Annotated in this window: 17 protein-coding genes; 7 read left to right on the top strand and 10 right to left on the bottom strand. The window is 58.0% G+C overall.

Annotation, left to right across the window (positions count from 1 at the left end; all coding sequences use genetic code 11):
- Positions 1-1,744, top strand: a 1,744-nt coding sequence (locus tag AABO57_02200; GenBank protein MEK6284529.1) for a WD40 repeat domain-containing protein, incomplete at its 5' end; no start/stop codon positions are given.
- Between the two features lie 195 nt (positions 1,745-1,939).
- Here AABO57_02200 and AABO57_02205 read toward each other — a convergent pair.
- From AABO57_02205 to AABO57_02250, 10 genes are all read right to left on the bottom strand, one after another.
- Positions 1,940-2,455, bottom strand: a complete 516-nt coding sequence (locus AABO57_02205) for a hypothetical protein (protein ID MEK6284530.1) — start codon at positions 2,453-2,455, stop codon at positions 1,940-1,942.
- A gap of 484 nt (positions 2,456-2,939) precedes the next feature.
- Positions 2,940-5,636, bottom strand: a complete 2,697-nt coding sequence (locus AABO57_02210) for a WD40 repeat domain-containing protein (protein MEK6284531.1) — start codon at positions 5,634-5,636, stop codon at positions 2,940-2,942.
- A gap of 243 nt (positions 5,637-5,879) precedes the next feature.
- Complete coding sequence (locus AABO57_02215) at positions 5,880-8,312, bottom strand: AAA family ATPase (GenBank protein MEK6284532.1); 2,433 nt, start codon at positions 8,310-8,312, stop codon at positions 5,880-5,882.
- Positions 8,313-8,372: 60 nt separating this feature from the next.
- A complete protein-coding gene (locus tag AABO57_02220; GenBank protein ID MEK6284533.1) occupies positions 8,373-11,420 on the bottom strand; it encodes a hypothetical protein in 3,048 nt (1,015 codons plus the stop codon).
- A 58-nt stretch (positions 11,421-11,478) separates the two neighbouring features.
- On the bottom strand, positions 11,479-11,805 hold the full coding sequence (locus AABO57_02225) for a hypothetical protein (GenBank protein MEK6284534.1): 327 nt from the start codon (positions 11,803-11,805) through the stop codon (positions 11,479-11,481).
- Between the two features lie 359 nt (positions 11,806-12,164).
- Entirely contained in the window at positions 12,165-12,401 is a 237-nt protein-coding gene (locus AABO57_02230; protein ID MEK6284535.1) for a hypothetical protein, read from the bottom strand.
- Positions 12,402-12,405: 4 nt separating this feature from the next.
- Positions 12,406-13,002 (bottom strand): hypothetical protein, encoded by a 597-nt coding sequence (locus AABO57_02235; protein MEK6284536.1) that lies wholly within the window; start codon positions 13,000-13,002, stop codon positions 12,406-12,408.
- A 32-nt stretch (positions 13,003-13,034) separates the two neighbouring features.
- Positions 13,035-14,141, bottom strand: a complete 1,107-nt coding sequence (locus tag AABO57_02240) for a ThiF family adenylyltransferase (GenBank protein MEK6284537.1) — start codon at positions 14,139-14,141, stop codon at positions 13,035-13,037.
- 1 nt (position 14,142) lies between these two features.
- Positions 14,143-14,676, bottom strand: coding sequence for a PHD finger domain-containing protein (locus tag AABO57_02245; GenBank protein MEK6284538.1), 534 nt, complete (start codon positions 14,674-14,676; stop codon positions 14,143-14,145).
- A gap of 129 nt (positions 14,677-14,805) precedes the next feature.
- Positions 14,806-15,465 carry a hypothetical protein gene (locus AABO57_02250; GenBank protein MEK6284539.1) on the bottom strand — a complete coding sequence of 220 codons (660 nt, stop codon included), beginning with the start codon at positions 15,463-15,465 and terminating at the stop codon, positions 14,806-14,808.
- 436 nt (positions 15,466-15,901) lie between these two features.
- Between AABO57_02250 and AABO57_02255 the strand changes: the two genes are divergently transcribed.
- From AABO57_02255 to AABO57_02280, 6 genes are all read left to right on the top strand, one after another.
- The gene (locus AABO57_02255) at positions 15,902-16,270 is read left to right on the top strand and encodes a type II toxin-antitoxin system RelE/ParE family toxin (protein ID MEK6284540.1); all 369 of its coding nucleotides are present in this window, start codon (positions 15,902-15,904) and stop codon (positions 16,268-16,270) included.
- Complete coding sequence (locus AABO57_02260) at positions 16,267-16,617, top strand: helix-turn-helix domain-containing protein (protein MEK6284541.1); 351 nt, start codon at positions 16,267-16,269, stop codon at positions 16,615-16,617. Before AABO57_02255 ends, AABO57_02260 begins: the two co-directional genes overlap by 4 nt.
- Before the next feature lie 58 nt (positions 16,618-16,675).
- Positions 16,676-19,396: a RyR domain-containing protein gene (locus AABO57_02265; protein ID MEK6284542.1), complete on the top strand. Its 2,721-nt coding sequence runs from the start codon at positions 16,676-16,678 to the stop codon at positions 19,394-19,396.
- Between the two features lie 49 nt (positions 19,397-19,445).
- Positions 19,446-20,000, top strand: coding sequence for a hypothetical protein (locus AABO57_02270; GenBank protein ID MEK6284543.1), 555 nt, complete (start codon positions 19,446-19,448; stop codon positions 19,998-20,000).
- 406 nt (positions 20,001-20,406) lie between these two features.
- Positions 20,407-21,378, top strand: coding sequence for an RNase H family protein (locus tag AABO57_02275; GenBank protein MEK6284544.1), 972 nt, complete (start codon positions 20,407-20,409; stop codon positions 21,376-21,378).
- Between the two features lie 636 nt (positions 21,379-22,014).
- A complete protein-coding gene (locus AABO57_02280) occupies positions 22,015-22,179 on the top strand; it encodes a WYL domain-containing protein (GenBank protein MEK6284545.1) in 165 nt (54 codons plus the stop codon).
- Positions 22,180-22,197: the final 18 nt, after the last annotated feature.

Consider the following 22,197-nt stretch of genomic DNA (forward strand, 5'->3'; position numbering starts at 1 on the left):
CCACACATATGACGTGGAGGCGTTCGCCATTTCCCCCGATGGCAGCCGCATCGTTTCGGCCTCCGACGATGGAACCCTTAGGCTTTGGGATGCTAAGACAGGAGCCGAACTGGCGACCCTTGCGCGCCACACAGATGGGGTGTCGGCGTGCGCCTTTTCGCCCGATGGCAACCGCATAGTTTCGGCTTCTCGGGATGAAACCCTGAAGGTTTGGGATGTTAAGACAGGAGCTGAACTGGGCACCCTGAAGGGCCACACGAACAAGGTGACGGCGTGCGCCTTTTCCCCCGACGGCCGCCGCATCGTCTCGGCTTCCGAGGATAAGACCCTGAAGCTTTGGGATGCTCAGACAGGGACCGAAGTGGCCAGCCTTACGGGCCACACGAAGGAGGTGGTGGCGTGCGCCTTTTCCCCAGATGGCAGCCTCATCGTTTCTCGCGCGCGCGGCGCGGTCATCAACATCACTAAACAATCTTCTGAGATTCCCGGTGCTTCCGAGGATATGAAGATTTGGGATGCTCAGACAGGAGTCGGCTTAGCAACGCTTGCGGGCCACACAGACGTTATAGGCTATTACGACGAGTGGTTAACGTCTTATATCCAACGGGTGAACGCGTGCACCTTTTCCCCCGACGGCAGACGCATCGTTTCGGCTTCCGTGGATAGGACCCTGAAGCTTTGGGATGTTCAGACAGGGACCGAACTGGCCAGCCTTTCGGGCCACACGGAGGAGGTGGTGGCGTGCGCCTTTTCCCCCGATGGCAGCCGCATCGTTTCAGGTTCCGAGGATGGAACTCTCAAACTTTGGGATGCTCAGACAGGAGCCGAATTGGCCACCCTTGCGGGCCACGGGCGCGTGACGGCGTGCGCCTTTTCCCCCGATGGCAGCATCGTTTCGGCTTCCTGGGGTAGCCTGATGCTTCTGAATGCTCAGACAGGAGTACAGATTTGCGAATATCAACTCGAAGCCCCGGACAAGGCTACTGCTTGGAGCCCCAGGGGCGGTAATCTAGCGGCGGCCGACCGCTTGGGCCACTTCTTGATTCTGCGGCTCCACAACGTTTCCTTCGGTCCCTTCATCGTGACCTCGTGGCGTCACGATCCGCAACCGTCGGATTCGTCGGCGCGCCTTCATTTTGGCTGTCCGATGTGCCGGGTGTGGTCTGAGGGGGCCGCATCGGCGCTCGGCTCCGTGATTCCATGCCCTCACTGCGGCGAGCGCGTCAAGCTCAATCCTTTTACCATCAATGCCGACTGGCGCCCCATCGCCGAAGCCTGGAAAGTGAGGAAAAGTGAAACCGGACCAGAGTACACGCAGGAAACGTACGTCATTGCTGACAGCGAATCTGATGCGGTCGATAAGACGGATGTAGGCTTAACCGCAACATCGCGTGACGAGGAGCGACGGCCATTTGATGTTTCAGAAGCAGAGTCAGCCAAAGCGGAGAATGTGGCGCTTCCAGCCGCAGAAGTGCCTTCGGTAAAGAGAAATGAGTTGAGATCCATCGGTCCTATCGTCATAACCCCATGGCGACACAATCCGGAGCCGTTGGATTCCCTGGAGGCACCTATTCATTTTGGCTGTCCGCTATGCCGGGTGTGGTCTGAGGTGGCCGCATCGGCGCTCGGCGCGGTGATTCCATGCCCTCACTGCGGCGAGAGCGTCAAGCTCAATCCTTTTACCATCAATGCCGACTGGCGCCCCATCGCCGCAGCCTGGAAAGCGATGGTGAATGATGAATGATTCACAGGTGTTCAAAGATCCAGGAGGCATGAGTCGGCTGAAACGACTCCCCTTGCATGAAGGATCCGTACGCTCCCAAACCCACCCCGGAGTCACCCGGACCGAGCGCGAGCTGCAAGATCCTGAACGTCTGCCCGAGTTGAGGAGTTGAGGTTGGGAGGTTGAGAACAGCAGCAGTTGAGTTGGGCTTCGTCGTCAAGCGCGAGGATCGCCGGCGTCTCCCGGGCGATAATTGATAATGTCCTCTTCGGGGACCCCGGCGTCGAACGCCTCGTTAATCCTGCCGATCTCCGAAGCATGGCGGTTGGCGCCGCCGAAGTCTTGGTAGTCGCCCTGCACAAGCTCGGGTTCAGGATCGCCGAAATGATCTCTGATGAAAAGTTTCGTCCACTCGAGCAGCTCGTGCATATTGAAGTCGTCGATTCGCGCAACCATGTCGAGCAGCGGAGTTATGAAATAGTCTCTGTCGCCGAGCAGCCGAAGGTTCATCTCTCGTACGAGTTGGGAACCGCCAAACCCGCAGAGTGGATCATCGGGGTCCTCGGGATACTCGCCCTCGATACCAGCCGCGCCGAACGTAAGCGCGTTGAGAGTGAACCAGTATGACTTGCCTTCGTTGCTGCCATCTTCGGGCAACAGCCACACATCCTCCCAAACCGTTCTGCTTTCAGGAGACTCCCAAACGTGAGGAATGTAATATTTCCACTTCATTGTACTGTCCTTGTTAGAAGCATCGCTCACGGCTCCGTTGATCATGCTGCCTGGCCGCACAGGTCGGACTCGTGTCAGAACTCATTGCATAGTGCGAGCACTATGCCACTATGCGATGACCGAAAACCAAAGAAATCAAGCTGCCTCGCATCGCGTTCGTTGAGTTCCCGAGTTGATTGGCTCCTGACGACCATAGACTCAACGATTGATCGTGGCTCAAAACGCGAAGCGTTATGTTAGCGGCATAGCTTTCTTGTCATGCTGCACGAAGCCCACCGCATATTTGTTGATCAACTCGTGTCTATGGCCATGGCGGCGGAACGAGACCCGCTTTAGAAAGCAATTCTGAACTGCTGGAAAACCAACTGAGGATATTTTTGAAAGACGTGACCCTCTGCTCGAATGAAGAGCAGCCAGTCGCGCAACTGATTGCGAAGTGTCTCGCGCGACTGAAACATCTCGTTTGACCGACCTGTAGACAGATTCACTGGTCCTCGACAACCCTGGTCCGCGGGGCAGCCCGAGTGTCAACGATGAACGGGTTAAACCGCAGCGGCCGATGACAGAGGGGGCAATCGCTGAGCAGGTGTGGCTCGTCCCAGGCTTCGTCAGGCAATGCGGCGCATGGCGACCGCTCGGCCACGAAATTGGCGTCGCGTGTCACTCCGGCGATCACGTCCAGGACCCGCACCGGTACGGGAAACCGCTCCTTACACCACGCGCACTGAGCGGTCATTTGGTCATCCCAGACTCCCCCTCGCGCTGCCGAGAAGAACCTCAGCATCCTTCCCGAGTGTGGAGACAGCCACAAGCGGATCGCAGTCGTGACGGGCGGACCGGGCTTGTGATTTGCCAGGCTGAGCAGGTTCAATCCTGTCTTGCCCTCAGGCACCGCAAAAGAAGCGTCGGCGCCGCAGAAGACTAACCTCGCGTAACCTCTTCCAAAGAAGTTAGCGATCTCCTCCCCCGATCTCGCGTCCCAAACCGTGATCCGACCTTGCTGAAAGGCCCCGACCACAGACGATCCGTCGCTGGTGAAAGAACAACCTTCGGTCTTCTCGTCTCGATGCTCCACAGTCCACACCCGCGTCTCGTTACTCGATCTCCACATGATCGTCTCGGAGCCCGATGTGGACACAAAGTGGCGGCCGTCCGGCGAGTAGCGTATGTCTGTTAGCTTGTCCGAATGATGAGAATGAATCGCAAGCTGAGTTGCCGTGCCTACGTCCCAGGCTCTAACGGTCTGATCAAAATAGCCCGAAACAACGCGCCTGCCGTCTGGAGACACCGCCCACCTGGCGTTTGGACTACTGTAACCGTGGAACCTAACGAGCTTGGTCCCGTTGAGAGAGTCCCAGACCGCGAGATGCGTATCTCGCTCGAAGGACGGCGGCGACCCAATTTGGGCGAGTTGCTTTGCCAGCTCGACTGAAACCTGCTTGGGCGCTTCAGAGGAAACAAAGACGTCTCTCCCATCGACTGAGAACGCACAGGCCTTTACGCGACCCACGACCCTGGAAAGGGCAAGTGAAATCCGGCCAGTCCCGGCATTGCAGATCTGTACAGCTCCTGGCTGCTCGAGGCCCTGGGACCCGACGACTACGCGGCCACCGTCTGGCGAAAACGCGCACTCTGACACTTCTTCGTGAACGCGCGCAGGTTTTGCTACCTGCCGTCCGCTGTCCACGTTCCATATCCGAAGCGAGTGGAAGCCGCGCTCTGATGCGGGCTCAAGGCTCGCAGCGAGGTGGTCCGTCTTCGGCGACAGAGCGCAAGTCGAAATCCGAGTCCCTCCGACGTCCAACGAAGAAAGCAACTGGCCTCTATTCTCAAGCCATACTTCGAGCTTCGGGCCGGGGAGGACCCTCACAACGCGCCAGTCGTCGAGCTTCGATGCGCAACTCCACACTCCTCCTCGATCACGTTCGGGGCGCTCGGTCATTCCGCGTGCGCTTGCGTCCCACAACTTAAGCTCACCGCCCAGCGGGGACTCTCCCGCCGACGAGGCGACTTCACGGCCGGTTGGTGAATAAGCGCAAGCCCTGATCGGCCAAGAGTGACTACCCGGACTGGCGAGGTCTGCGCCTGTGCGAGAGTCGATGAAGAACAGCCGGGAGTCGGAACTCGCCACCACCCTGGCGCCGTCGGGCGCGAAATCACAATGAGAGATATGCCCACGCGGCCCGTTGACGCTCGCTATCGCTGCGCCAGTCTCTGAGTTCCAGGTTTTTATCTCAATTTGCCCCGACGAGTTTGCCAACGAGATGATGCTGCGGCCGTCACTGGAGAAACAGCAGCCGACTACACGACCGTTGTGCCCGGAAAGCGTAACCAATGTCTGGCCGGAAGTGACATCCCATACGCGAAGCGTTTGGTCATCAGATCCTGAAACCAGGCGGGAACCATCACGAGAAAACGCGCCGCAATTGACCAGGTTTTCGTGCCCGGTTAGTCGGAAGACCTCCGTGCGGCTCTGAACTTCCCACAGCGTCAGCTCACTGACCGGGGCCCTCAACAGGAAACCGCTGTCCCCGCCGCCAGAGACGGCAAAGCGCCCATCCGGCGAAAACTCGCATACCGTCACTCTGTGTCTTTGTTTTCCAAGCTCGCCGATCTCGGCTCCGGCTGTCGCGTCCCACAGCTTCACCGAACCTTCCTTTTCACCGGAGATAATGAGACTGGAGTCGGGTGAAACGGCCAGGGCGGTGATCCAGTTGTCCCGATTTACGCCGCCCACATCGCTGAGTCCCCGCAAGTAGAGCAGAGCAGTGCGTATGTCTTCGGCTTTCCGGTCACGCCGGACACTCATGGTTACGACCTGTTCACCGTTGAGCGCGTTCCACACGGTGATTCGGCCATCGGCCGAGCCGGACACCAACATCGTTCCGTCCCGCGAGAACGCGCAGGCTCCAATCTCTTCGCTGCCGACCTCCAGAGTCATCAGGCACTGCGCGAGGCTGTCAGGTTTGTTGATCCACCGAAGCCATGGGCGCTTTTCAAGTCCCGTCTCAAACCGCTGCCGCGCCATTTGCGCCGGCAAGGTCGAGTCGGGGTGGTTGGCCACTTGCTGAAAGAGAAGGTGAGGGTACTCTCGTAGAATGCGGCTCTCGCCGCGAATGAACCGCAGCCAGTCTTGCAGTTCTTCGCGCTTCGAGTGCTGACGGATTTGCTCTTGTGACATCCAGACCCTCAACCCAGCAGCCTTTCAGTCGGAGGGAACCTATTTCACACGGGGACTAATATCACACCACGATCCACCTACGCGGCCGTCCGTTTTCATCTCTCACCCAGCCATGCCTTAGCAATCGGCGCCCAGTCTGCGTTGATGTGACTCTCGCCGCTAATGAACCGTAGCCATTCTTGCAACTCATCGCGCGCCGTTTGATATGGAGGGGGCATCTCGCCTTCCTGTTCCGGGAGACTTTTATGCTGGGAACTTCTCGAGCGCGCGGCGGTAGTCCTCTTGAAGCTCGTACACACCGCCATGGATCGTCTTCGCGTCCTCGCCCTTTCCCGACGTGATCACCGAAACGTGAGTACATTTGGCTTCGAGAAACTCAAAGTCAGTCAGCGTGGCGTGAAGCTCGTCCCACTTCTCGCCATACGTCTGCTGATACGGAAGCTCAGACAGCTTCCTGATGTTCGGAGTCTTCTTCTCCTTCTCGAATAACTCCTGACTCGCGAAGTACTCAGCTAGACTCGAATGGCGCGCGCCCTTGTCATTCCCCGCCAGGAAGGTCTCTTCCACTACCTCGCGAAGCTGACGGTGGTAGAAACTCATCAGAGATGCGCCGTCTGCGCTACGCTCGGCCAGGTATGGCTCAAGGTCGAAATACAAACGCGACCAGACGATCACCGGCAATCGCTCTTCGGGCGGCGTGTGCTTCGCGCGAGACTTGAAATCCCCAAGCACTTCTTCGTCTCGCGATAGCACGTCGAGTAGCTCGTCTTCGGTTAGGCCGTTCTTTGACGCAGCCAGATAGCCCAGGCTCCGCGACACCACGACCTTGCCGTGGTTGGCATCCAGCGAAAGCCGTTCAAACAACTGACGAATGATCCCTGGGATGTCCCCGGCCAGGTCGGCTATCGGGCTGTAAGACTTCCACCGCCGCGCTTCCTCAAATGCCAGCTTCAAATAGAGCGGCATTCCACCTTGCTCTCTACTCCCGCTACTTTCGCCCGTAGGTCTGGCGGAGGCGTCGAACATGCGCAGTACTTCATTCTTCTGTGGCGACTGCAGCGTTCTGTCCGCGTCCGCCAACCAGGCTTCCAGCAATTCGTCTGCTTCTGCTCTTGGCATCGGTTCGAGTTTCAACAGGTTCGACGGCAGCTTTCTATCGAGCGCAACCTTGCACTCGCCAGGAAGCGTAGAGACGACCAGGTGTACGTGCTCGGGTAGCTCGCCGGGAAGCCAGATCAGATTGCGGGCGTGATCGGCGTCCGATAGTTGATCGAGCGCATCGAGAAAGACGGCCAGCGGCTTGTCCGGCCGCGCTAGAGCGAGCCGTTGCGGCATCTCTTTCACCAGTTCTTTGTATTCGGTTGGAATCGTCGTCTCGTCCCCGCCGTAGATCCGAGTCACCTGGCGGCAAAGACTTTCAACCAACGACCGCGCATCGGATGATCCGGGAGTCGCCCCGATGAATCTCGACACAAGCACGGCGTTAGGAATCCGCGATGCGCAATCCGCAATCGCCTTCGCCATCAAAGCAGACTTTCCAGAACCGGACTCGCCCCACACCGCGAGCGGATGACGGTCTTCCCGCGCAACGTAATCAAGGATCGTTTTGAGAATAGACGCTCGACCGATGAATGACTTGGCGCGGTTCTCAGCGAAGTCCTTGTGATCGGCGACTTCTTTTTCGAGGGCCTCGATCTTTTCGAGCCGCGCGATCTCTTCGAGGATCACTGTTGCCAGCCGTCGCCAGACGTCAAAGCACAACCCGGTGCTTGCGCTCTCGTCCTCGAGCAGCCTCATGCACTCTTCAAGGTTTTCCGGCAAAACGCCGATATGATTGGCCGTGATACCACCGCCAGTCCAGCTCGCGGTGTAGTGATGAAAGTTTCCAGGCAGCCGCTTTTCGACCCGGCCTTTCAAACTTTTTAACTTGTCGCTCGCCTGGCGGTCCAACGACCCGGTTTCGTCCACATCGATAAAATCTCTAGCGCTCTGGCTTTCCGGCAGCGCGCTGATAGCGCGAAAGAAGCAGAAGACATGTTCGTTCGCGTCGCTAACGGTCATCGCACCCGCGTCGATCTCCTGTTCCGTCGCGGAATCTTCGTACTTCTTGCGGTCGCCTTCCGCCAGGTTCATTCCCTCGATTGCTTTGAGTAGTATTCCGCGCAGTGGCCGCTCGATCTCCTTCTCCCACGTGTTGAAGTCAGCAAACTCACTTTCTTTTCTTCGCGGCTGGAGTCTGTAGACGGGAGGCTTGGCGTTGTCATCGCATCGATACCAACCCTTGTTGTTTTCGGGCTGCTGGTCCGTCCAGAGGAGAAGTTCTCTCTCCTCCGGCGTGACGCGCGGGAGAATGGCTTCGAGCTCGTTAGCTGGAATTTCAGCGGGCAACGGTCGCCAGCCATACCGATCGCCGAGCAGCACAATGAAGTTCGGCCGCGGCGAAGAGCGCTGTGACCGTGAGACCTCGTCCAGGCAGATCTTCATGGTCTGCTGGTCGAGCCCGGCTTCGTCGCGCACTCCCCATCGCAGATCTATCGCCTGGAAGCGACAGCCGTGCTGCGTGCAGAGTTCGCGCAGCCGCGGAAAGACATACTTCTGAAGCGCGTTCCGCTCTTCTATCAGGTCGCTGAAAGTAGAGCTGACGAAGACTCGAAATGTTCTTGTAGTTTGTCCCATAACTGCCCCTCCAGCGATTGGCGTACTTCATTACTCGGTGCGAAAACTGGCGCAACTAATTCAAATCCCCACCGGGCGAGCGGGCCTTCTTAGTATCAACCGTTTCCACCAAGGTAACTCCTTCCACCGGGCCAACGCTCGCTGGTATTCCAGGTTGAGACGCGAAGCACTATCAGGATTTGCTTTTCGGTGCGGGATGGGGATGTCAACGGCCAACTCTCCTGATACTTCCTTCGCGGGTACATCAATAAGATGGGCAACAAGTTGTCGGAGAGAAGCTTGCTCGGCTTCGGTTATGCCTGCTTCACCGGCGATGTTCTTTGGCAAACTCTTGCGAGCTTTGGGCGACAAGCTTGCACCGGTGCTTTTGGTTCCGCTTCTTTTGGTCGAAGCGCGATTAGGCCTTCCCTTGAGCAGTCGCCAATCCATTTCAATTGTAAAAGGGTTAAGCTTCACCCGAGTTCCGCATCCGGCGCAAGAAAGCTCCGAGTCTATTGCCGACGCTAACACGTCGCTCCACTTCCCGCAGGCCGGACAGTTTAGAGCATGATCGAAAGCGGGTGCGGGTGTTGCTTCTTCCGCTCCTTTTCTTCGCCGCCGCTTTCGCCGGCGTGCAGTCACAATCAGTGGCCCGCGAAGAATGTTCTCCAGAGTGAGAAAGTGAACTTCGCCGGAGGAACCCCCTGCAGCGAGTTGCAAGCCGTCGGGCCTCCAGGCCAGTGACCCTACATGTGCTCCTCCTTCGTAGTCGCAGGCGATTCTTCCGTTTGCAATATCCCAAACCCTCAACTTCCCCCTTCCACCCGAGCAGGCGAGTAGCCTTTGATCCGGGGAGAACGCCAGCGGGTATGATCCCTCAAATGTCGCCAGCTCCGCGCCGTTTTCGCCGCTGCTTAGCCTAACAACGCCGTAGCCCGAAGAAGACGCCGCCATCGTTCCGTCAGGCGAGAATATGCAACTGTCATCGCGGGAACTACTCCCTCCGAAATCGCGAGAACCTCGCCCCCCGAAATCGGTAGCCCCGCCGAAAGTGACCAGTTCTTTCCCGGTCGTTGAATCCAATATCACACCCCCTGCAAGTACGCGCTTGCCGTCGGGAGAAAAATGGCACGGCGCGCACCCTTTTTCCAGTTCCAGTAGAGGAGCGCCGGTCGCCCCATTCCGAATCATCAACCGGCCCCAAGCGCTGCTGCACAGCAGATGCTTCCCGTCAGCAGAGAATTTAGCGACGAATTGGAGGTGTTCGGGTGAGTTCCCAAGGCTGAGGCGCATCAATTCCGTCCCCGAAGAGGCATCCCAATACCTCAATGTGTGATCGCCGCAGCCGGCGGAGACGATCTGCGTGCCATCGACCGAGAATGCACATTGCCGCACCGTGTCTTCGTGTCCAGCCAGATCAGCCAGGAGCTCGCCCGTCGCCGCGTCCCAAAGTTTTATTTCACCTTTCGAATACTCACCGCCCCAGGACAAAACTTTTGCGCCGTCAGGTGAAAAGGCGCAGCCTCCTATTCCAATCTCATGGCCGGTTAGCGTAAGGCGAGCCGTCGCGCTTCGGGTGTCCCAGAGTTTGAGGGTCTTATCGCCTGAAGCCGAGGCCAGCCGGCTGCCGTCGGGCGAGAAAACGAGCGCCGACACGAATTTCGAGTGGCGCTCCTCGATTTCGTCTGAAGTAACTGCCGAGGCATTCCAGAGCTTCAAAGTTGAATCGCCGGATGCCGACACGAGCAGGCTTGAATCAGCCGAGAAGGCTATGGCTCGGATTGTCGAACCGTGGCCCTCGAAGGTTGCTCGTTCAGCACCAGTTTCCGTGTCGCGTAACTTGATTGTGTGGCGATTAACAAAGGCAAGCTTTGTCCCGTCGGGCGAGAAAGCGAACTTCTCGATCATATCATCCGTCATCACCGAGTCACGCTGGCTTGAAACGGAAGCCAGCTCGCGCCCTGTCTTCGCATCCCACAGCTTCAACTCTGCGCTTTCGCGGTCGAACGAATGCGCCAGTGAAACTATGCGGCTCGCATCTGGTGAAAAAGCACAATCGACCATCAACAGCCAGTGCCCTCTCAGCGACTCTATGAGTGTGCCGGAGGTTGCGTCACGTAACTCTACCAGGTTGTCCGATCCTACAAGCACCTGCCGGCCATCCGGCGAGAACCTGCAAGCAGCACCCAGGCCCGGTTTTGCCGGGAACTCGCAAACCTTGGCGCCCGACTCGACATCATAAACTCGCACCGCGCTGCCCCATGCCCCGACTATCCGCTTGCTGTCGCGCGAGAAGCTACAGCCGTCTACCTTTTCGCCTGTTAAGGACAAGATCTCTTGATAATGCGCCGAGCGCTGTTCGAATATCTTCAAGGTGCTTGCAGACATATCGCCCCACACGGCAAATATCCTCCTGCTGTCGGGTGAAAAATGACAAAGGCCGATCTCCTTTTCGCCGCTTGCCGCAAACAACGCGCGAGCGCTCCTCACGTCCCAGACCTTAATCTCGCGGCTTGGGTAAAACTCGCCTCCGGCGGCAAGGATTTGCGCTCCGTCGGGCGAGAACCGGCAGGAGTTTACCCTTGTGCTTTTGGCGTCCGATATTTGAAACGTATGCAAGCAGACGCCAGTCATCGCATTCCACAGCTTGATTACTTCCCGGGTATTTCCTGCATAGCTGCTGTTTGACTTTGACAGTATGAGAGAACCGTCGGGCGAAAAGTCTGCCGACTCGACCGTCCCCTCATGGCCTGCCAACACAGCCAGCTCAGACCCGTTTCCCGCGTCCCAAAGTCTAAGCGTGCCATCACCTGAACCGGAGAGTATGCGTGCTCCATCCGGCGAGAACATGCAACAGGTAACCCCTCGCTCGTGGCCCGTCATCGTAGCCAGACACGGCGAGGCTGCGTGAACCTTATTGGCCCTGCGTAGCCAAGGGCGCTTCTCAAGTCCGCTGTCGAATTTGTTCTTCGCCTCTCGCGCGGGAGCAGTCGAGTCAGGTTGGTTGGCGGCCTGCTGAAAGAGCAGCGCCGGGCGCTCGCGCAGGATGTGACTCTCGCCGCGAATAAACCGCTGCCAGTCTTGCAACTCCTCGCGGCCGGATTTCGGATGAGTTAGGTTTTGCGACATTCTTCTCAACGTTCCGCGGTCCTCTGGTGGTCGCTGCCCGCTGCTAATGAGCTTGTCGTTATCCCTTTCGTCTGCTCCATGCCTTCGCAATCGATCGCCAGTTCGAGTTGATGGTGAATGGGTTCAGCTTGAGACGACTGCCGCAGCTCGGGCAAGGCAGTTCTGTGCCCAGCTCAGAATCCCGCACCGGCGACCATCGGCGGCACGCAGGACATCCGGCGCCGAGCCGCTTTGCCGATACCCACGGCAGTCTCGAAGAGCCCTTCCACGCGGTAACTACAGCCGCTCCATTGATGATGTGCTCCGCCCGCAGAAGCACGATGGTGCTGCGTTTCGTGCCCAGGGCCAGGCGGCCATCGGCGCTGACAGCTATTGCTCCACTCAAGTCTCCGATCCAACGGCAAATCGTTTGCCCCCTGTCGAGGTCCCATAACCTGACCGACCCATCATCAGAGCAGGTGGCAATCCGGCAGCCATCCGCAAGAAAGCTGGCTCGGACCCTTCCGGCATGTCCTTCTAGTGTCGCTAGATTGGCCCTTGTATCAGAATCCCAGATCCTCGCTGTTCCATCGAACCCGCCGGAGAGAATGTATCTACCATCTGGCGAGAACATGCAGTCGCCCACTGCCGCCGAGTGACCAGTTAGCGTCGCCAGCCTGCTTCGAGACGCGGGTTGAATCGCAGCGGCGGCTGGCAGCTTGGACACATGGTACCGGCAACGCATCATTGTCAGAGTGACCAGCTTCAGTTGATGACGAATGGATTCTCTCGGTTATCTACGACGAACGGATTATATTTTAGAGGCTCGCGGCAAAGCGAGCAGCATGAGAGTAATCGTGGCTCGTCCCAGGCGTCATCGGGCATCTTCATGCACGGCGAATCGCCGGGCCCCAGGTTTGAGATCGTGGCAATCCCGCTGATTTCATCGAGTACCAGCGATGGCAAGTCGTCGCCGGTAAGATTTTCAAGAGTCACAGCCATAGTGTTAACTCTCCGCCGAAGAGCGCAGTGCAGTGAGCCTCTCAGTCTTCAGGGCGCCACTCAAACTGTGCGTGCAAGTCTGTGGCTTGCGAACACACCGCGCACGACTCACTCTGCGTCCAGCACGGTTCATCTTCTGACTGATGATGCCAGCTCTCACACTTTGGGCAACACACGGCCTGGGTGAACGGTTCGATACACCGCTCACATTGCGGGCATATGACCGGCCGGTCTTCGTGCGTTCCCGAGTTAGCCCCCTGTACTTAATCACCATCGGCGGGCTCTTAGCAGCGAAGTAGAACCGCTTCGTTCTGATCCGAATCTCGTCGCGATCCTGGAGCAAACGAAACCGATCTAACAAGGCACCGCCGTTGACTCGAGTTTTGGCCTGGCTGCCCGCGGTCAATACCCAAAGCGGATTTGCGGTCCACAGCGAACCCATCGGTTCCTCGACTCGCACGACTGCAACAGTGCGCTCACTACGATCGTCGCGTTGTCGGGGCGCCAAATCGCGCGCGTCATAGTCAAGGAAGTTGAACCAGTCATCGAGCGGCTTCACCGTCCATTGACCCGCTTCGACTTGCATCCACAAGTGGGCCATCGCTTAACACCTGAATTGGACGTCCGTTGGCTTCATATCTCATAGTGGTGCTCAGCGCTGCGTTCATCGATGCTGAACACATCGCCCGGCCGTAGCCCGAGGCTGCGAAGTGAGCGCGCCAACGCATTGCGCGAAACAGTGGCCGCATTCAGGCGTTCCAGCAAGTCGAAGCCCGTTGCGATCATCCGTTGCCCGCACCTACCGCACTTTCTTTGCCTGTCACTCAGCGAACACTCGAGCCGCAACAGTGAGCGTGTCTCTCCGCAGCCTGGACAAGTCAGCCGCTTCACAAACGGCTTGCCTTCAACTTGCAGCCCCGAACCGTTTTCGCCCGCCGCCGCCGGGACGAGACTCAAGGCTTGCTCGAGGCTGATCTCATCGATTGACCGATTCAGTCTTTCGATCTGCCAGACTTCGTGACCTGTGAAGCGGCAGTTTGGATTGCGGCTAAAAGCCGTGACATAGTGTTTGTGGTATGACGCGTCAATCAACACTTGCTTACTTACCGCGGCTCGATCCATCTGTCCGGTCAAAAGTTTTTGACACTCGATCGCTTGAAGCGACGCCGCCAATGCGCCAAGGCTCGACGGAGCATTCGTAGCTGGCGCGTTCGAGGTGAAGCCGAGGCAAGCATAGGTCTGCTCGAGCGCGTCATAGTCGCGATCGTCCCACGCACATTCTAGGCACGGTGTATCAGGTCCCGGCACGTAGACGTTGACTCTTGCGAGCAAGCCACCCGCTTCAACACCGGCGTCAATCAGCGGAACCCCAAGCCGCCACGCGAACTGATTCACTCGCTGACGAGCAATGCGCGAGTCAAGACACGAAAGAACCACGTCCGCTCGCAGCTTGCCCAGAGGTACGCGCTCCACTGCATCGGCGATCGCTTGAACGCGAAGTCGCGGGTTGATTCGTTTGAGCCGGCGAGCTTGAACGACCGCTTTTCGATTGCCGACGTCGTTCGGCGTTATGTCTTGCGTCTGAAGATTCGACGATTCGTAGATATCCCTATCGATCAACGCGACGCTGAAGACCTGTTGCATTCGCGCAAGGTGAGGCCCCAGATGCGAGCCTATGTTGCCGCCCGCGCCTACAACCACGACGCTCTTCTGTGAATCACTGGAATTGGCTACTCGCACTTCACAGCTCCTCGGGCGTCCATTGAAAGCCCGCCGACAGATCGGTTGGCTGAGCGCACAACGCGCAGACTTCGGAATAGGTCCAACAATTCAACTCTTCAGTCTGATGGTGCCACACGCCGCACCCTGGACACTTGACGGCGCTTGAGGCGTTCTCAATCCCCTGCTTGCAACGGGGACAGAACAAGGTTTGACCGGAACCCGGCAACTCCTCGACTCTGGCAAGGCTTTCAGTTGAGAAGTAGAGACTGCCGGCGCCGGGGATGTGAATCTCGTCGCGATCCACGACGACCCGCATTCCCGCGGCGAGGGGCACGCCGTTTACGCTAACGCCCGAGCGCGCCGCGGCGACTAGCACCCAGTCAGGGCTCTGGGCGCCACGAGCGCTCACCAGCAAGATGCTGGAGAGCGCGTCGCCCTCGCCGAGCGGGCGGCGAATCGGTTGGGGTGGATTAGCCGCCAACGTGAACGCCTCGTGTCCGAGCGGTAAGACCGCCCATCGTTCCGCCTCGTCTCTTACCCATAGATGAGCCATACATTCCCCGAACATTGATGATCGCGCGTCGATTCGCGGCGTCAGAAACGCAGGCCCAACATCACCGTTAGCATTGCGCCCTTCGCCCTGCGACAAGAGCGTTTATCCGGCCTATGCTCATAACGATCATCACCGGTCGCTGGTGATCACCGGGCTCGGCTTACGCCGCAGGGCGAATCTGACTCCGCGCCGGCGGTTGGTCTGAACCAGATACGGGTTCACGCCTCCGCGGTCGAAAAGCTCCTTGCGCAGCCGGTAAACATTTTGAGTGATCGCTCGCTTGCTTACCGGCCTGCCCGACTGCCGGGTCAGATACTCGGCGATTTCCTTGATCGTCTTCCATCCCACAAATGCGTCCTCGCTCAACCCGTTGTCGATTGAAAGAGCAGTCATCAGATCCGCCAGCGTCGGAGGAAGTGTAAATTGCTTGCCGCCATCGATTCGGATGTCGGCCATCCCATCAGGGCGGGCTTTGATCTCGAGCAATGCCGTTCCCGATTCCGCAAGATACCGAAGCGGCTTATTGCTTTTCGGTTGCGGTTCCCGGCCAGAGATTGGACCAACATCGCCCGCGAGGTCTTTGGCGCCCTGATCGAAGATCTCCTCCATCATCTTCAAGAGTTGAAACATCTCGTACTCAATGAAGGTAGCATTCATCTCGGCTTTGCTGATTCTGTTGACCAGGTTCTTGTAGCGCCGAGCAAGGCCGCGCATCAGGATGAGCGCTTCTGTGTGAGGCCGCGGCCCCGCTTGCTTGACGTTCTGGATTGTATCGCCTGGTCTTTGCATAACAGCATTTCCCGAAGGCGAATGTTGTGCCGCGACGAATGCTTTGCGGGATGCAAGAAATCCGGGCTGATGCGCGCTTAACGACGCTCGGACATTGAGTAGCAGGTTGAGATTGGCGAGTGAGATGCAAGTCAACTCAACCGACATTAGAGGACAATCCCAACGGGATTGCATCTCATAGCCCAAGGTTGTCGTACTCGGCTACCTTGGGACGCCGGATCGCGATGGGTCCCAACCCCAACGGGGTTGCGCCTCTGACGCCCATGATGAACGAAACGTGTCGGCGCTGTGTAGCGGCTACCGTGGGCCGCAACCCCCTCGGTGGAAGCGTCTCAAGGTAAATAAACCTGAGCCGCCGAGGGGAATTTGAGTCGAGGCAAAGATTGAGAACCCCTAAGAACTTGACTCCTATCCTACCTGGTAGGAGAATGACCCCGTGAGCGCGGAAAGCCGAAAGCTCTATACGTTCGTTGAACTCCCGGTGTTTTCGCGTCAGCTTGAGGCACTGGCTTCATTCGAGACGCTCTATGCAATTCAGGCTGATCTACTGGCTGACCCGGAGCGGTGGCCGATGATTAGGGGCACAGGTGGCGCGCGCAAGGGGCGCATCGCTGATCCGCACAGCTCACGCGGAAAAAGCGGGAGCTTCCGTTACATCTATCTGTATCTTGAAGATCGCGGCCGCATCTTTTTGCTGCTATTCTTCAGCAAGAACCAGCAGTCCAACATTTCACCGGAGCAGGTTCGGCAGGTTGCTACTGCGATTGCGAGGATCAAAGAGGCGAACAAAGGGGATGAGTCATGAAGCCCACCAATAAGAGAGAAAACAGGAAGCTGAAGACAGACAAGTACATGAGCCATGAGCTGTTTGGCGAATTGATTCAATCGCTTGACCAGGCGTTGCAATTCTCCCGCGGCGAACAGATCAACGCTCGAATCACTGTGCTTCCAGCGCCGCCCAAGCCGATGTCGAAACGGGAAATCATCGATCTGCGCCAACGGTTGAACCTCTCGCAAGCGGTGTTCGCGCGCCTGCTCAATGTCAGCGTCAAAACCTTGCAGGCATGGGAACAGGGTCTGCGCGTGCCCAGCGACGCCGCCCTGAAATTGCTCAGCGTTGCGAACCAGCATCCCGAAGTGCTTCTTTCCTGACGGGGCCCGGCAAGTACGATACGAAGCACACGACCACCCATCGAGCCTCAGAGCACATATGACCAACACCCATAATCCCAAAGTTGTAGTTGTCACCGGAGACGTGACGATGGATTGGAACCTCGCCCGCACTCGGCGCTCGGATAGCGGCGGAGATGCGTGGAACGCGGATGATTGCACGCGCGCTTACTGGCAGCGAGGGGGGGCCGCGTTGCTCGCCGATCTGATCGAAGCCGTTGCCGGCGAGTTGAGGCTTTCCGGACAGGCCGACTACTCATTGCGCGAGATGGGAGCTCCCCGAGATCAAGCCCTCCCCGCTGATCTTCGATTCCATCACTCATATGCGATGTGGTCGCTGTTCGATTACGATGTCAAGAGTTCTCGCGGCAAAGACAAACCGCCGCAGGCATGGCGGGTCGGTGAATTTCTCGGGCTCGACCGATGCACAACCGGCGCGGGTGCGGCCGAGTGGAAGCGGGTGCAGGACGATACGCCTGAAGCCGAGATAGTTGTGTTGGATGATGCGGACCTTGGCTTTCGAGATCATCCTGAACTCTGGCCACGAACGCTGGCGAGTGAGAACGCGCAGCCCTGGATCCTGTTGAAGATGGCGCGGCCCGTTGCGCAGGGAGAACTGTGGGACCATCTGCACAAGCACCATGCCGGCCGGCTCATCGTCGTGATGTCGGTTAACGATCTCCGTCTTACGGAAGTGCAGATCAGCCGCGAGCTATCCTGGGAACGCACGGCGCAAGACCTGGCTTGGGAACTCGTTCACAACCCGCGAGTCAACGCGCTCTCACACTGCGCTCACGTGGTGATCTCGTTCGACACCGCTGGCGCACTCTTGCTTTCGAGACGGCAGGATGCCGCGCCCAGGTGCCGTCTGTTCTTCGACCCGAAAGTGATCGAAGGCATGTGGGGGAAGAATTACGAAGGCAACATGATCGGCTACACGTCCTGTTTGACCGCGGGCATCGCGCGGCAGTTGATGCTGTCGGCGGCGGCGCCGGACATCGATCGAGGAATTCAAAGCGGACTCGGCGCTATGCGCAAGCTTCACCTGGAGGGATACGGTGCTCGGGGTGCGCCGGCGCCTGACGCCGCGCTCGCATTCCCGGCCGCGCTGATCGCTTCCGAGCTAAGCAAGGACTCGTCGCAATTCTCGGTGGCCGAGGTTCAGGACCCGTTGATTTATGTTACCGAGCCGTCTGCCGAGACGCGAAGGCAACTGGAGCGAGGGTTCTGGACCATTCTTGAAGACCGGTACACGGATAGCCTGGGCAAGGTTGCGGAGCAGATCGTGGAAGAAGGGGCGGAAGCAGCCTTGAAAGATGTGCCGCTCGGGCAGTTCGGAAACCTGCTGACGGTCGACCGCCGTGAGATCGAAAGCTTCCGCAGCATACGCGCGCTTGTCAGCGAGTATTGCCGCAAAGAGCGCCAAAAGCGCCCGCTCTCAATCGCTGTGTTCGGAGCGCCAGGCTCGGGCAAATCATTCGGCGTCATTCAGGTCGCGGAATCGCTCAGACCGGGAGAGATCAAGGTACTTGAATTCAACCTCTCGCAGTTCAGCGACACCGGTGATGTGCTCGACGCGTTGCATCAAGTGCGCGATGCAGGTTTGTCCGGGCTGATCCCTCTGGTTTTCTGGGACGAATTCGACACGACTCTCAACGGGCAGCGATTCGGATGGCTTCGCCATTTTCTCGCTCCGATGCAAGACGGCCGCTTTCAACAGGGACAGATCAGCCACCCGATCGGACGCTCGATATTCGTTTTCGCCGGGGGCGTCAGCGAGACGATGGGGTCCTTTGGTGAGGGCATGTCCGAGCAGGATTTCCGCGATGTAAAGGGGCCCGACTTCATCAGCAGGCTAAAAGGCTACGTGAACATCCTCGGTCCTAATCCCCCCAAGACGACGTCCGATCCGTACTACGTTATCCGCCGAGCGATTCTGTTGCGCTCGATCCTGAGCCGCGACGCTGCCCAGCTTTTCGAACGGAAGCGCGACAAAGACGTGTTGAATATTGACTCGGGCGTGCTCAGGGCGCTGTTGCATACGAGCAAGTATAAACACGGTGTTCGATCGATCGAATCAGTCATCGCGATGAGCCAGCTCATAGGCAAGCACCGCTTCGAGCGATCGTGTTTGCCCGCTGTGGAGCAACTCGATCTACACGTCGACGCGCATGACTTCCAGGCGCTGGTGCAGAGGATGGAACTCGAGGACGAGCTGCTCGAGAAACTGGCGGAGGCGGCGCACGAAGTATTCGTCCAGGAGTTGCTTGATGGAGGCTACAGGCTCGGTCAGCAGACTGACGACGAATTGAAGACCCATAGCTCGCTGAGGCCTTACTCGGAACTCCCCGAAGACGAGAAGCAACAAAATCGGAGCAACGTGCGTGATATTTCAAACAAGCTCGCCCGCGCGGGATATGTGATGATTCCCGCTCGCAGCAATGAGCCGCCCTTCGACTTTCCCGGCGCGGACCTGGAGATGTTGGCGGCAATGGAACACGAGCGCTGGATGAAGACCAAGATCGATGCAGGATGGCGCTGGGCCCCCGAAACTGACAAGTCAAACCAACTCCACAAGGACTTGCTGGCCTGGCGCAAGCCGGCTGACGATGAGCGTGCGCGTCTCAGTCCTGGTGAAGCGGCGGCGATCGGACCCGGCGAGTTGCCCGAGCAAGAGAAAGAGAAAGATCGAGTGCTGGTTCGAGGCATCCCGAAAATATTAGCGCAGGCAGGCTACACCGTTGTAAAAGTTTCGCAGTGAAGGTTAGCGACAAACTGAAGTTTGCCGGACATTTCTGAAAGGGGAACGCTTGATACGCATCGGAGTGACGGGACATCGCATACTGGCCGAACCGGACAAGATCGAAGCAGGCGTGGAACAGGCGATTCGGCGAATCGAGCAGGCGTTTCCGGGAGAGCGGCTGACAATCATCTCGGCGCTCGCGGAAGGCGCCGACCGCATCGCGGCCCGTCGCGTCCTTGCGCGGGAGGGTGCCGGACTGATCGTGCCCTTGCCGCTCCCCAAGTCTGATTACTTGAGCGATTTCAAATCCGAAACGTCGCGTGCGGAGTTCTTGAGTTTGCTGCAACGCGCCGATCAAATAGAGGAGATGTCTTCAGCGGCAACACGAGAAGAGGCATACGAAGCGGCGGGAGAGTACGTATTGAACAATGCGGACGTGCTCATAACAGTCTGGGATGGCCAGAATGCTCAAGGCGAGGGCGGCACCGGCGAGATAGTCGCGCGCGCCAGGGTTCGGGGGCTCGCCATCGCCTGGGTCCACGCAGGAAATCGCGAACCGGACACTGACCAGCCCACCACGCTTGGCGATGAGCAGGGGCGTGTGACGTTTGAGAACATCTAGCCGGAAGGCCAGGGCCCGCCGGATGCACCAAACACGTGAACCCGTGAAGCCCTAGCAGGCTGCTGAAAAAGTCGATGACCACACAAGTATTCAGGTGCAATCCCACCAACGCAGTTGGTGGTGCGTTCATACTCAGCCTACACGCAGCACAGGGCGGCGGTCCCGAATTCCACCAACGCAGTTGGTGGATCGTTCATATCCAACCTGGCTGTCATCAGCCGGAAAGTGAATCCGAGCGGAGAGTTAGGCTGGGTATGAACGAACCACCAACTGCGTTGGTGGGATTGGCCGTAACCGTTGTGTGTTACCGATTTTTTCAGCAGCCTGCTAGGCGAAACTGCAAGTGCACTTTTCCCTTGCATCGCCGCCGATTGACCGCCCTCGATCTCTGATTCAGAATCCGTTTGTGGCTAAATATCAATTCGAACCTAAGCTGCGCGGCCGCGCCCGCAAGTTCATCCGCGCGCTAAAGGCCTCCGGGATTGAGGCCGAAATCATCGACGATTCTCTTCGCGAATACACACTCAAGATCGCCGTTTCAAGCAAGGAAAAAGACTTTGGCGCCGCCGTTGTTTACTACAGCGCGAAGTCAGATTCGTTCTCGCTGAAGACGCACGAGTTAAAGGACAAATCGATCGCGCCCTTGTTGCAAGAATGCTGGGAGGGGCGGTCGCCCGCCAGCAAACAGGCTGACTCAACGTATGAGATATACGTCGACGGATCGTTCATCAACGGCGCAACAGGCTACGGCGCGGTCATACTCAAAGATGGCAACGTAGTGGATGAACTGTCCGGGGCGGTCGACGCATCCGAGGTCAATGACACGCGTCAGGTCGCAGGCGAACTGATTGCCGTGAAGGAGGCTTTGAATTGGTGCCGCGAGCATTCGATCAATGAGGTCTCGATCTATTACGACTACCTCGGGATTGAGAAATGGGCGACGGGCCGATGGAAGACAAATCAGCCTCTGACCCAAGAGTATGCCAGGTTCGTTCGCGAGAGCCCCATCAAGATTCATTGGCACAAGGTTGATAGTCACACCGGGAATCGCTGGAATGATAGAGCAGACTTGTTGGCCAAGAAGGGCGCCATGTCGATTCAGCCTGCTGTTGTAGAGACGACCCTGGCCGCGGAGCTGATCAAAAAGACGGAGACCTGGATCGAATTCCTGATGGTCAAGGGAATTGACGCTCGCTTTGATCGAGTGTACAACGAGCAGTTCGCGAGAGTTTACATCATGGTGGCAGACCAAACCGTTGGGATCTTCGATTTGTACAACACCAAGAAAAAGAAGTTCTCACCTTACTTGCATAATTTTCGCGACGAAGCTTTGAAGCTGCGAATTGAAACTCTGTGGAGAGAGTTTCTTGGTTGCTAAGCCCGCGTAGCGGGCGAAAGCGTGTAGCCCAGGGCAAGTCCGCGCAGCCCTGGGAGGTCGGCACGTTGGCTGGCAAGCCCGCGCAACGGGCGGCAGAAGCTTCGCACATCGCTTACTCGTCTACTCGTCTGTCGCCCACTGCGTGGGCTTTCGGTCGCCGGCCGCATGCTAACCCAGGGCTGCGAAGACTTGCCCTGGGCTACACGCCGCCGCCCACTGCGTGGGTTGAAATTCCAAACTTTAGTCAACTGCTACGCGGTTGCTGTCCACGGCGTAAACCCTGTTGCCCGTTTAGGGACGGAACTACAGAACTCACCGCGTAATCATTGACACGACGCGCAGGGTTCGGATAGTCTTGCGCCCGGTTAACGCAACCGAACTCCTGGGTAAGAGATCCACGCAGACAGCGTTGCCTCTCGTTTTGCTCGTTAACTTCAGAATAGCAAATGAACTCGTAGTGACCGACGAACATTTCCACGGGCCTCCGGGGCTTCGACCTGACGGGCTATCTCGACTCCGGTTTCGGTATGATCCGAGGCAGCCAGCCAGTGAAATAGTGATCGAGTTCGACGAGTACCAATCGCGCTGGATGCGTGAGAGCGCGCGCCGTTTCACCCGATGTAGCAACGCGAGGAGTTGCCGCACGGTCGCCTGCAAATCGGGATGACGGTGACGGCGCTTGATGGTGTGAAACGATTTGTGATGCAGTACGGCTTTCAGGTGCGGGTGCTCGCGCCAGAGGCAGTGCGCATCGAGCCTCGCGAAAAGTTATCGCAGAGCTTGAAGATTGAAGATGTATGAAAAGTGAAAGGACAAGCA

It is taken from the genome of Acidobacteriota bacterium (assembly GCA_038040445.1).
Taxonomy (GTDB): Bacteria; Acidobacteriota; Blastocatellia; order UBA7656; family UBA7656; genus Onstottus_A; species Onstottus_A frigus.